Below are 11980 nucleotides of genomic sequence, written 5' to 3'. Positions count from 1 at the left end.
GGGTGCGGGCGGAACGCCCCGGGGGCGGGAAGTCCGCGTCCGCACTCGGCGCCCCCTGGTCGGCACGGACGGTCAGCTGTGCAGCACACCCGCTCCCAGCAGGCCGAACAGCAGCGCTCCCACGACGATCCGGTAGATCACGAAGGCGTTGAAGGAGTGCTGGGCGACGAACTTCAGCAGCCAGGCGATGGAGGCGTAGGCCACGACGAACGACACGGTCGTGCCGACGGCGAGCGGGGCCACGCCCACCCCGGTGCCCAGGGCGTCCTTCAGCTCGTACAGACCGGCGCCGGTCAGGGCGGGGATGCCCAGGAAGAAGGAGAGCCGGGTGGCGGCGACGCGGTCCAGGTCGAGGATGAGCGCGGTGGACATGGTGGCGCCGGAGCGGGAGAAGCCGGGGAAGAGCAGGGCGAGGATCTGGGAGCTGCCGACCAGCATCGCGTCCTTGAACGAGGTGTCGTCCTCGCCGCGCTTGTGCCGTCCCACCTGGTCCGCCGCCCACATCACCCCGCTGCCGACGATCAGCGAACCGGCCACCACCCACAGCGAGGCGAGCGGCCCTTCGATGAGCGGCTTGGCCGCGAGCCCGACGGCGACGATCGGGATGGTCGCGTAGATGACCCACCAGGCGAACGTGTAGTCGTGGTGGTAGCGCTCCTCGCGGTCGCGCAGCCCCCGCCCCCACGCGGAGACGATCCGCACGATGTCCTTGAAGAAGTACACGAGCACCGCGGCGATCGCGCCGACCTGGATGACGGCCGAGAACCCGACCACGGCGTCGTCGTCGACGGGGATGCCCATCAGCCCTTCGACGATCTTCAGATGGCCGGTGGAGGAGACGGGCAGGAACTCGGTCACCCCCTCGACGGCTCCGAGGACGACGGCCTGACCGACGCTGATGACGCTCATGGGATCCAGTTCTGCTCGAGGGAGGCGGGGAGCGGAGGAGACAGTCCTACTACACGCGGGCGAGGACGGCTCTCACGTACACGCCCCACCCGCACCCCTCGCGGACCCCTCTCACATGCGCACGAGCGCCGCCCCCGCGCACGCCGCCCCGAGGCCGGCCACCACACTCGCCGCCACGTTGACGGCGGCCTGGCGGCGGGCCCCGGTCTCCGCCAGCCGCAGCGTCTCGTAGGAGAACGTCGAATAGGTCGTCAGAGCCCCGCACAGACCGGTGCCGAGCAGTAGTTGCAGGTGGGTGGCGGCTCCGGTGAGCAGGCCGAGGACCAGCGAGCCGGTGACGTTCACCGTGAAGGTGCCCCAGGGGAAGACCGAGTCGTGCCGCGCCTGGACCGCCCGGTCGGTGAGGTAGCGCAGCGGGGCGCCGACCAGTGCGCCGCCGACGACCAGCAGCCAGTTCACAACGGCTTCTCACCCTTCGTGTCCGTGGTGCCGGGCGTGTCGTCCCTGCCGGAGTACCGGATGACCTCACAGTCGTCGAGTGTCACCAGTCCCTCGGTGACCAGTTCGTCGAGCTGCGGCAGGAAGGCCCGGACGCGTGGCTCGGTGTCGACGATCACCACGGCGATCGGCAGGTCCTCGCTCAGGGACAGCAACCGCGAGGTGTGGATCAGGGAGGACCCGCCGAAGCCCTCGATGCCGCGGAAGACGCTGGCACCCGCGAGGCCCGCCGCGTGGGCCCGGTGGACGATCTCCGAGTAGAGGGGCTTGTGGTGCCATGTGTCGCTCTCGCCGATCAAGACGGTCAGGCGCAGGGCCCTGCCGGTCAGCCTCGTCATCGTTGTCTCCCTTTCAGGACGCGGCGGGTCGTTCCGGCCGCGAGCCACACCGCTGTGAGCGCCGCGAGGGGGGTCGCGACGAGGTAGGCCAGTCCGGTGCCGGCACGGCCGCCGTCGATGAGTTTCTGGATGTCGATGGCGTACGTCGAGAAGGTCGTGAAGCCGCCGAGGACGCCGGTGCCGAAGAAGGGGCGGACGAGAGGGTGGGCGGCCCGGATCTCGGTGATGACCACCATGAACACACCGATCACGGCGCAGCCGGCGACGTTGACGCAAAGGGCCCACCAGGGGAAGCCGCCCGGGGGCGTGGGCCAGAGGAGGGAGACGGCGTACCGGGCGGCCGCACCCACTCCCCCGCCGAGCGACACGACCACGACGACGGGCGCCTGGGCTCGCCAGGAAGGCTGCCGCCGGGTGGAGGCCCGCATACGGAGGCTCTCGGGGGATGTCATGGGGCTCTGTCTCCTACTCGCCGGGAGCCCGGGTCGTACGGGCGCGTGCCGTCGCAAGTAGGGACCGTTGGCGGCGTCGCTGCCGCGGTTCGGGTACGGCGGGCCCCACCGCCGCGCCGCGAGGGGTCGCGGCCGGAGTTCAGGTTAACCCCGGGCGCCCAGCGGGGTCACTCCGAGGCGGGCGGTGGAGGTCACTTCGGGGCAGGCGCTTCGCAGACCGCCACACCCCGTTCCCGGATGCCGCCCAGGATCAGGTGCCCGCCCGCTTCACAGACGCTGGTGGGCATGCGGTAGCCGGAGCGGCGGCGGGCGAGGTGGCGGACGACGCGGCCCTGGTCGTCGAAGGCCTGGAGGGCGATGGTGCCGGTGGGACGGAACGGGGCGCGCACCGCCACGCGGGCGGCGGCGGCGCGGACGCCGGGCGCGCCGCGGTGGAGCAGGTCGAGGGCCGGGACGCGGGGTCCGGCGAGCGCGACCCAGATCGGTCCGTCGGGCGCGCCGCGCCAGAGGTGGTCGGGCATGCCCGGGAGGTCCTCGGCGAACGGCTCGCTCCGCCCGGCCTCCGGTCCGGTGAGCCAGTGGCGCAGGAGCCGGCGGGCGCCGGTCTCGGCGACGACGAGGAAGGACTCGTCCGCGCCGACGGCGATGCCGCCTGCGAACCGCAGGCCGTCCAGCACCGCCTCGGGGCGTCACCGCCGGGGGCGAGCCGCAGCAGCCGGCCCGTGCCGGTGTGTTCGACGATGTCGCCGATCCACCGTTCCAGGCGGTACCGGCGGCTGGAGACGGTGACATAGACGCTGCCGTCGGAGAGGGCCACGGCGTTGCTGCGGAAGCGCAGCGGCTCCCCCGCCACCGAGTCGGCGAGGGTCCGGACCGTGCGGTCACCGGTGTCGACGCGCAGCAGGCCGCGTTCCGCGTCGCACACCAACAGGTCCCCGCCCGGCAGGAGTTCGAGGCCGAGCGGCCTGCCACCGGTTTCGGCGATCACTTCGACGCGGACCGCGGCCGGTCGGCGAGGGCGTCGAGTCGCAGGATGCGGCCGTCCGCGACGCCGGTGAGGACGCGGCCGCGCGAGTCTGCCACCACGTGCTCGGGGCCGTGGCCCACCGCGACGTAGTGGCGGGCGACGAGTGCCGTGGGACGGTCCATCGCGCGTGTGTCCTTCATGTCGGGAGGGATACCGCTGCACCGGGTCGCCTACCAGCCCTTCTCGAACATCCGGGCCACCTCGGCGATGCGCGTGTCGTCACGGTGGTAACGCACGCGGCCCGCCGACCTGCTGGTGCACAGCATGCCGGTGGCCTCCAGCAGCCGGAGATGGGTGACGGCGGCGGGGCGCGGTATCGAGAACCGCTCGGCGACGGCGTCCGCGGTGACACCGTCGGCCGCGCGACCGGGTTCCTTCAGCCAGGCCAGGATGCGGAGCCGCGTTGTGTCCGTGGGAGTCCTCAGCATGTCGTGCCCCTGCCTCGCGGCTTCGCCCTCTCATCGCGTCTTCCCACTGTCTCGCAGCCGAAGCCGTCGCGTCCGGCACTCGGCATCGTTGACCGATACCGAACTGCCTTGGCCGGCAGCGGAGTTCGGATGGGAGGCGATGACAGGGGAGGGGCCCGGAGAGCGGGCTCCTCCCCCGAGCGGTCAGCGGTGGCGGAACCAGGACATCGACGAGAGCGCCCGGTCGTCGTAGCCGAACAGCGCCTGGTTCTCCCAGGCGTTGCCGGAGGCCGCGTCGGTCGGGTCCCAGCCGTTGCCGGGCACCGCGGTCCAGGTCGCCTCCCAGTAGAAGATGCCCAGGCCACGGCCGTTCGGGACGGCCTCCACGATGCTCGCCATGTCGTTCATCCACCGGGTCTGGCCGGCCACGCTCGCCGGGTAGCCGGGGACCAGTTCGTCGCCGGTGTCGATGATGTTCTCGTGCGCGTCCTCGCTGTCGAGACGGAAGGGGTAGGCGGTCTCGGCGACGAAGACCGGCTTGCCGTAGCGGGTGGCCGCGTCGTCGAGGGTCGTCTGGAAGTCGGCCAGGGTGCCGTGCCAGTAGCCGTAGAACGACAGGCCGATGGCGTCGAACCTCACGCCGTTGGAGCGTGCGCTGTCGAACCACCAGCGGGTGCCCTCCAGGTCACCGCCCTCGGCGAGGTGCAGGGCCACGGTGGTGGCGGAGTCGACCGCCTTGACCGCGTCGTAGCCGGAGTTGAGCAGACCGGCCAGCTGCGTCCAGTGGGAGGTGGATCCCTCGTTCCAGAGCATGCCGCCGTTGATCTCGTTGCCGACCTGGACCATGTCGGCGGTGGTGCCCTGCGCCTTCAGGGCGCTCAGCACGTCGTACGTGTGGTTGTACACGTCCGTCTTCAGTTGACCGTAGGAGTGTCCGGCCCAGGCGGCGGGCTTGTCCTGGCGTCCCGGGTCGGCCCAGAAGTCCGAGTAGTGGAAGTCGACCAGCAACTTCATGCCCCGGGCCTTGACCCGCTTGGCCGTGGCCAGGACGCGGGCCTTGTTGTTGTAGCCGTCGGCCGGGTTCACCCAGACCTTGAGGCGCGCGTAGTTCATGCCGTTCGACGTGAGGACGGCGAGGGGGTCGCCGGTGGTGCCCGAGCTGTCGCGGTAGACGCCGCCCCTGGCCTCGCTCTTGGCCAGGGACGAGATGTCGGCACCCTTGATCGACGTACCGGACGTGCCGGACGCGAAGGTCAGGTCGTCGACATTGATCCAGTTGCCGGCGTTCGCGTCACTGTTGACGCTGACGGTGCACTGGTTGCCCGTCACTCGGACCGGCACCACGATCCGGATCCACCCACTGGCCGAGACCGGCAGGTCGGTGCGCTGCTCGGCGCCGCCGCAGTTCTTCAGCGCCAGGTAGGCGGACTTCTGCCCGCCGCCGGAGCGTACCCAGGCGGTGAGCTTGTAGTTCCCGTTGGTGATTCCGGACAGGTACTGGTACGTCTCCACCTTGTAGGCCGACGAGGCCCAGTGGCTGAGGCGGTAGCTGCCGCCGTGGCCGCCGGGCTCGGTGAACGAGGCGCCGGTGTCGCCGTACTCGGACCAGCCGCTCGGGGTCGCGGCGCCCGCGCCGCCGGCTTCGAAACCGCCGTTGGTCAGCGTGCTCGCGGCGTGTGCCGAGGTGGCGGGCAGGGCGGTGAGGGCGAGGCCCGCGGCGAGCGGGAGCAGCAGGGCCCGGAGGGTGCGTCTGGGATGGAACATCGTCGTCCGTCGTCCCTTCGACGTGGGGATAGGAGAGTGCCTCTCACCCGGGGGGGCAGGCGAGGCCCCTCCGCCCGCGGCTCGTGGCTCGCGCGGGCGGAGGGAGTCGGTTCAGCCGTCGAGCCGGACGACCCGGACGGCTCCGGCCGGGACCGCCAGGCGGCCGGCGGCGCGTTCACCGGTCAGCAGCTCGGTGCCGGGTGTCTCCAGGGGCACCTTGGCGTCCGAGCCGGTGTGGTTGACGGCGAACAGGTAGGCGCCCGACTCGCCGGTGCGGCGGACCACTTCGACGTCACGGGGCAGCTCGGCACGCGGACCGAGCCGCGCGTCCTCGCCCGCCCGGCCGAGCAGTGTGTCGAGGCCGTCGGCACCCAGCCGGGTGGAGACGTACCAGGCGGTGCCCTCGCCGAGGCGGTGCCGGGTCACAGCGGGCCGGCCGGCGGTGAGGCCGTCGGCGTAGGTCAGGACGGTCTCGGCGCCGCGCGGCACCACGAACTCCGTCCACACGTCGGCGGACAGCTCGGTTCCGTCGGGGCCGGTGACACGCACCCGTTCGCCGGGCAACAGCGGCGAGAACTCCTCGACGGTGAGCCCCAGGACCTCCCGAAGCGGGCCCGGGTAGGCGCCCTCGTGGACGGCGTCGTGCTCGTCGACGATGCCGGAGAAGTACGAGACGACCAGTGTGCCGCCGTTCTCGACGTACGCGGTCAGGTTGCGTCCGGCCGTCTCCGTCATCAGGTACAGGGCCGGTACGACGACCAGGGGATACATCGACAGGTCGGCTTCGGGGTGGGCGAAGTCGACGGTGAGGTGGCGGTCGTACAGGGCCTCGTAGAAGGAGTCGGCACGCTCGCGGGCGTCGTGGTCGACGCTGGGGCGCCAGTCGAGGGTCTGCGCCCACCAGGAGTGCCAGTCCCACAGCACGGCCACGTCGGCCTGCGTGCGGGTGCCGCGGATCTCGCTCAACGTCTCGACGGTGGCGCCGAGTTCGACGACCTCGCGCCACACCCGGGTGGCGGTGCCGCCGTGCGGGACCATCGCCGAGTGGAACTTCTCGGCACCGCGCCGGGACTGGCGCCACTGGAAGAACAGGGCGCCCTCGGAGCCGCGGGCCACGTGCGTGAGGGAGTTGCGGGCCATCTGGCCGGGGGCCTTCGCGGGGTTGCGGAGTTGCCAGTTGACGCCCGAGGTGGAGTGCTCCAGAAGCAGCCAGGGCGCGCCGCCCGCGACGGAACGGGTGAGGTCGGCGGCCATGGCCAGGTTGACGTGGGTGCGGCGGCCGTCGGTGATCAGGTAGTGGTCGTTGGTGACGAGGTCGACCTCGCGGCCCCAGGCCCAGTAGTCGACCGAGTCGCACTGGCTCAGCGCCGTCATGAAGTTGGTGGTGACCGGGACGTCCGGCGAGAGGCGGTGCAGGATGTCCCGCTCGCTGACGAAGTTCTCGCGCATGGTGGCGTCGGCGAACCGCTTGTAGTCCAGTGCCTGGCCCGGGTTGACGGCCGCCGGAGTGAGCCGGGGCGGGTTGATGTCCTCGAAGTCACCGTAGCGCTGGCCCCAGAATGCGGTGCCCCAGGCGTCGTTGACCGCGTCGACCGTGCCGTACGTGGTCGCGAGCCAGCGGCGGAAGTGGGCGGCACAGGAGTCGCAGTAGCAGGCCGATATGGGAACGCCGTACTCGTTGTGCACGTGCCACATCGCCAGCGCCGGGTGGTCGCCGTAACGCTCGGCGAGCTTCTGCGTGATGGAGGCCGCGGCCGCGCGGTAGTCGGCGTTGCTGTGGCAGATGGCCGCGCGGGAGCCGAACTCGTACCGCACGCCCTCGGCGGTCACGGGCAGTGCTTCGGGGTGGGCCCGGTAGAACCAGACGGGCGGCACGACGGTGGGGGTGCCGAGGTCGACGCGGATGCCGTGCTCGTGCAGCAGGTCCAGGAGCCGGTCCAGCCAGCCGAAGTCGTACCTGCCCGGTGAGGGCTCCAGCAGCGCCCAGGAGAAGATCCCGACGCTCACCAGGGTGACGCCGGCCTCCCGCATCAGCCGGACGTCCTCCTGCCAGACGCTTTCCGGCCACTGCTCGGGGTTGTAGTCCCCGCCGAAGGCGAGCCTGGTGAGGCCCCTGGGGGTGGTCTCCGGCATGGATGGTCTCCCGGTCGATCGATCAAAATGGGAACGTGCACACACGGAAGTGCGGTTGCGGGGCCCAACATAACCGCACAGCAACAACCATTGACAAGGGTCCTGGATGTTTCTCTACTGTGAACGCTCACAGAAGCATGGCAGGGTCCCCGCAGCAGGCGAGGACCCCAGGTCAGGGGAGAGATCCATGCCGTACACGAAGCGCCGCCGCCTCGTGACAACCGCCGTCGCCGTCGCGCTCGGCGCCACCAGCCTCGCCGCCTGCGGCTCCGACAACGGGGACGGCGCGACCGAGTCGGGACCGGTCTCGCTGACCTACTGGACCTGGACGCCCGGCATGGACAAGGTCGTGGACCTGTGGAACAAGGGGCCGGGCAAGAAGGACCGGATCACCGTCACGGTGAAGAAGCAGGCGTCCGGCGACACGCTCGTCACCAAGATTCTCACCGCGCACAAGGCGGGCAAGGCACCCGACCTGGTGCAGGCCGAGTACCAGGCACTGCCCACCCTGGTCAGCAACGACGCGCTCGCGGACATATCCGGGGACGTGGGTGACGCGAAGGGCAGCTTCGCAGACGGAGTCTGGCAGCAGACGACGCTGGGAACGGACGCGGTCTACGCGGTCCCGCAGGACATCGGACCGATGATGTTCTACTACCGCGCGGACCTGTTCAAGGAGTACGGCCTCAGCGTGCCGGCGACCTGGGACGAGTTCGCGCAGACGGCCCGCACGCTGAAGAAGGCGGCCCCGGACAAGGAGCTGACCACCTTCTCCGCCAACGACTCCGGTCTCTTCGCCGGTCTCGCCCAGCAGGCGGGCGCGAAGTGGTGGACGACCTCCGGCGACCAGTGGAAGGTCTCCATCAACGACGCGGCGACGCAGAAGGTCGCGAAGTTCTGGGGCGGCCTGGTGAAGGAGGGCGCCATCGACAACCAGCCGATGTACACCCCGGCCTGGAACAAGGCGCTCAACACCGGCAAGCAGATCGCCTGGGTCAGCGCCGTGTGGGCGCCGGGCACGCTCACCACCGCCGCGCCCGACACCAAGGGCAAGTGGGCCATGGCCCCGCTCCCCCAGTGGTCCGCGAGCGAGAACCGCACCGGCAGCTGGGGCGGCTCCTCCACCGGCGTCACCACCGACTCCGAGCACCGGGAGGCCGCCGCCAAGTTCGCCGCCTGGCTCAACACCGATGGCGTGGCCCTGAACGCGCTGGCCAAGGAGAGCGGCATCTACCCGGCCGCCACCAACGCCCAGACCAGCGGCGCCTTCCGCAAGCCGCCGGCCTACTTCTCGAACCAGGCCGACTTCTACACCAAGGCCGCCGGCATCGCGAAGACCACCGCGCCCTCCGCCTGGGGCCCGAACGTCAACGTCGCCTACACGGCCTTCAAGGACGCCTTCGGCGCCGCCGCGAAGAACAAGTCCGACTTCGTCACCGCTGTGAACACGATGCAGGACGAGACCGTCGCCGACATGAAGAAGCAGGGCTTCGGGGTCGCTCGGTGAAAGGCGCGGCACGCCGGCGGTCGTACGGGGTCGAGGGGGCCCCGTACGCCCACCCGTCTCCCACCACCACCCCCCGACGAGCGCGAAGCGCCCCCTATGTGTTCCTCCTCCCCGCGACGATCTTGTTCGCCCTGTTCTTCGCCCTCCCCATCGGCTACGCGCTCTGGCTCAGCTTCCGCAAGGTGAAGGTCTCCGGCCTCGGCCTCGGCTCCGGGGCCCGCAAGGAGGTCTGGGCCGGTCCGGAGAACTACACCGACGCCCTCTCCGACAGCGAACTGCTGCACGGCGCCCTGCGTGTGCTCGGCTACGGGTGCATCGTCGTGCCCGTCATGCTCGGCCTGGCCCTGCTGTTCGCGCTGATGCTCGACTCGGAGAAGGTCCGGCTCGCACCCGTCACGCGGCTCGCGATCTTCCTGCCGTACGCCATCCCCGGTGTGGTGGCGGCACTGCTGTGGGGCTTTCTCTACCTGCCGGACGTCAGCCCCTTCTACTTCGTCCTCGACAAGCTGGGGATGCCGCAGCCGGACCTGCTGGACGGCGGGCCGCTGTACCTGGCCCTGTCCAACATCGCGGTCTGGGGCGGCACCGGCTTCAACATGATCGTCATCTACACCTCGCTGCGGGCGATCCCGGCGGAGGTGTACGAGGCGGCGAAGCTGGACGGCGCCACCCCACGCCAGATCGCGCTGCGGATCAAGATCCCGATGGTGGCGCCCTCACTGGTGCTGACCTTCTTCTTCTCGATCATCGCGACGCTCCAGGTGTTCAACGAGCCGACCACCCTCAAGCCGCTCACCAACTCCGTGTCCACCACGTGGAGTCCGCTGATGAAGGTGTACCGGGACGCCTTCGGCGAAGGTGACATCCACGGAGCAGCGGCGCAGGCCGTGATCATCGCCTTCGCCACACTCCTCCTCTCCTTCGGCTTCCTGCGGGCCGCGAACCGTCGTCAGAAGCAGGAGGCCGCTCGATGAGCTCCCTCGCCGTCCCCCAGGCCGAGCCGGTGGCGGGCAGCACGCCCGGCGCCGCCCAGGACCGCCCGCCGCTGCGCCGCAGGATCGGCCTGATTCCCACGGTCACGCTGCTGCTCGGCGCGCTCTACTGTCTGCTGCCGGTCGCCTGGGTGGTCATCGCCGCCACCAAGTCCGGGCGAGAACTGTTCTCCACCTTCACGTTCCTGCCGGGCACGGGCTTCGCCGGCAACCTCCGGGACCTCAACGCCTACCGCGACGGCGTCTACTGGCAGTGGATGGGCAACTCCGCGCTCTACGCCGGTCTCGGTGCCCTGCTGTCGACGTGCGTCTCGGCGGTGAGCGGCTACGCGCTCGCGATCTACCGCTTCCGCGGCCGCGAGACGCTCTTCAACGTACTGCTCGCGGGGGTGCTGATGCCGCCGGTGATCCTCGCCGTCCCGCAGTACCTGCTGCTGGCGAAGGCCGACTTCACCGACTCGTACCTCTCCGTCCTGCTGCCGCAGATCCTCTGGCCGTACGGCGTCTACCTCGCGCGGATCTACGCCGTCGCCGCGGTGCCCTCGGACGTGGTCGAGGCGGGGCGCATGGACGGGGCGAGCGAGTGGCGGATCTTCACGCGGATCGCGCTGCCGATGATGATCCCCGGAATGGTGACGGTGTTCCTGTTCCAGTTCGTGGCGATCTGGAACAACTTCCTGCTGCCGTACATCATGCTCAGCGACGACGAGAAGTTCCCGATCACGCTCGGCCTGTTCACCTTGCTGGAGCAGGGCGCCAACACCCCGGCGCTCTACACCCTGGTGATCACGGGCGCGCTCCTCGCGGTGCTCCCGCTGGTCGCCCTCTTCCTGGTCATCCAGCGGTTCTGGAGTCTGGATCTGCTCTCGGGAGCCGTAAAGTCGTGACCATGAACGCTGGGGGAGGCAGGCGCAGGCCGCCCACGATCCATGATGTGGCGCGCGAGGCGGGAGTATCGCGCGGCACCGTCTCGCGCGTGCTCAACGGCGGCCACTACGTCAGCCCGGCCGCCCAGGAGGCGGTCAACGCGGCCATCCGCAGAACGGGTTACGTGGTCAACCGGCACGCCCGCTCCCTGATCACCGGGCGCTCCGACTCGGTCGGTTTCCTGCTCACGGAGCCGCAGGAGCGGTTCTTCGAGGACCCCAACTTCAACGTGCTGCTGCGCGGGTGCACCCAGGCGCTCGCCGCGCACGACATTCCGCTGCTGATGATGCTGGCGGGCACCGAGGACGAACGGCGGCGGATCACGCGCTACATCACCGCCGGGCATGTCGACGGGGTGCTGCTGGTCTCCAGCCACTCCGGTGATCCGGTCGCCGAGCGGTTGCGTGAGGCGGGGGTGCCGCTGGTCGCGTGCGGGAAGCCGATCGGGCTGGCGTCCAAGGTGAGTTACGTGGCCGCCGACGACCGTGACGGGGCCCGCGACATGGTGCGCCACCTTCTGTCGCTCGGACGGCACCGGGTGGGCACGGTGACCGGTCCGCTGGACACGCCCGGCGGTGTCGAGCGGCTCGCCGGCTACAAGGAGGTGCTGGCGGAGGCGGGCCTGGAGTTCGACGGGCGGCTGGTCGTCTCCGGCGACTACAGCCGGGCGAGCGGTGAGGCGGGCGCCGAGCGGCTGCTGGCGCAGGCCCCGGACATGGACGCGGTGTTCGTGGCGTCCGACCTCATGGCGCAGGGCGTGCTCGCGGCCCTGCAGCGGGCCGGGCGGCGGGTGCCGCAGGACGTGGCGGTCGGCGGCTTCGACGACTCCCCGGCCGCCGTGGCCACCAGCCCCGAGCTGACGACCATCCGGCAGCCCTGGGACCGCATCAGCGCCGAGATGGTGCGGGTGCTGCTCGCGCAGATCGGGGGCGAGGACCCGGCGGCGGTGATCCTGCCGACGGAACTGGTGACGCGGGAGTCGACGTAGAGGTCCCGAGCCCCGCCCGAGCCCCTACTGCATGCACG

Annotated in this window: 11 protein-coding genes and 1 pseudogene; 4 read left to right on the top strand and 8 right to left on the bottom strand. The window is 70.7% G+C overall.

All coding sequences use genetic code 11. The features are described 5' to 3' along the window. Positions 1 to 72: 72 nt before the first annotated feature. The 8 genes and pseudogenes from ACIQHQ_RS27210 to ACIQHQ_RS27175 form a co-directional block, all read right to left on the bottom strand. Positions 73 to 909 carry an undecaprenyl-diphosphate phosphatase gene (locus ACIQHQ_RS27210; protein ID WP_402616267.1) on the bottom strand — a complete coding sequence of 279 codons (837 nt, stop codon included), beginning with the start codon at positions 907 to 909 and terminating at the stop codon, positions 73 to 75. Between the two features lie 111 nt (positions 910 to 1020). Further along, a complete protein-coding gene (locus ACIQHQ_RS27205) occupies positions 1021 to 1368 on the bottom strand; it encodes a fluoride efflux transporter FluC (protein ID WP_402616264.1) in 348 nt (115 codons plus the stop codon). Continuing rightward, entirely contained in the window at positions 1365 to 1745 is a 381-nt protein-coding gene (locus ACIQHQ_RS27200; protein ID WP_402616261.1) for a DUF190 domain-containing protein, read from the bottom strand. The genes ACIQHQ_RS27205 and ACIQHQ_RS27200 overlap by 4 nt, the downstream gene beginning before the upstream one ends. After that, positions 1742 to 2197: a fluoride efflux transporter CrcB gene (crcB, locus tag ACIQHQ_RS27195; RefSeq protein ID WP_402616258.1), complete on the bottom strand. Its 456-nt coding sequence runs from the start codon at positions 2195 to 2197 to the stop codon at positions 1742 to 1744. The genes ACIQHQ_RS27200 and crcB overlap by 4 nt, the downstream gene beginning before the upstream one ends. 191 nt (positions 2198 to 2388) lie before the next feature. Beyond that, a pseudogene (locus tag ACIQHQ_RS27190) lies at positions 2389 to 3346 on the bottom strand (SMP-30/gluconolactonase/LRE family protein). Between the two features lie 48 nt (positions 3347 to 3394). Next, positions 3395 to 3652 (bottom strand): ArsR/SmtB family transcription factor, encoded by a 258-nt coding sequence (locus ACIQHQ_RS27185; RefSeq protein ID WP_402616255.1) that lies wholly within the window; start codon positions 3650 to 3652, stop codon positions 3395 to 3397. 183 nt (positions 3653 to 3835) lie between these two features. Next, entirely contained in the window at positions 3836 to 5395 is a 1560-nt protein-coding gene (locus ACIQHQ_RS27180; RefSeq protein WP_402616253.1) for an arabinogalactan endo-beta-1,4-galactanase, read from the bottom strand. 111 nt (positions 5396 to 5506) lie between these two features. Further along, positions 5507 to 7528: a beta-galactosidase gene (locus ACIQHQ_RS27175; protein WP_402616251.1), complete on the bottom strand. Its 2022-nt coding sequence runs from the start codon at positions 7526 to 7528 to the stop codon at positions 5507 to 5509. 187 nt (positions 7529 to 7715) lie between these two features. Here ACIQHQ_RS27175 and ACIQHQ_RS27170 point away from each other — a divergent pair, with 187 nt between their 5' ends. The 4 genes from ACIQHQ_RS27170 to ACIQHQ_RS27155 are packed head-to-tail and all read left to right on the top strand — an operon-like array spanning position 7716 to position 11942. Beyond that, positions 7716 to 9035, top strand: a complete 1320-nt coding sequence (locus ACIQHQ_RS27170; RefSeq protein ID WP_402616248.1) for an ABC transporter substrate-binding protein — start codon at positions 7716 to 7718, stop codon at positions 9033 to 9035. Further along, complete coding sequence (locus ACIQHQ_RS27165; RefSeq protein ID WP_402616245.1) at positions 9032 to 10009, top strand: carbohydrate ABC transporter permease; 978 nt, start codon at positions 9032 to 9034, stop codon at positions 10007 to 10009. Before ACIQHQ_RS27170 ends, ACIQHQ_RS27165 begins: the two co-directional genes overlap by 4 nt. Further along, positions 10006 to 10914, top strand: a complete 909-nt coding sequence (locus ACIQHQ_RS27160; protein WP_402616242.1) for a carbohydrate ABC transporter permease — start codon at positions 10006 to 10008, stop codon at positions 10912 to 10914. Before ACIQHQ_RS27165 ends, ACIQHQ_RS27160 begins: the two co-directional genes overlap by 4 nt. Beyond that, on the top strand, positions 10911 to 11942 hold the full coding sequence (locus ACIQHQ_RS27155; protein WP_402616239.1) for a LacI family DNA-binding transcriptional regulator: 1032 nt from the start codon (positions 10911 to 10913) through the stop codon (positions 11940 to 11942). The genes ACIQHQ_RS27160 and ACIQHQ_RS27155 overlap by 4 nt, the downstream gene beginning before the upstream one ends. The last annotated feature ends 38 nt before the right edge of the window (positions 11943 to 11980 follow it).

The organism is Streptomyces sp. NPDC092370, from assembly GCF_044755265.1.
Taxonomy (GTDB): Bacteria; Actinomycetota; Actinomycetes; order Streptomycetales; family Streptomycetaceae; genus Streptomyces.
The sequence above is the reverse complement of the archived record's forward strand: the minus strand, read 5'-3'. Positions and strand labels throughout refer to the sequence as shown.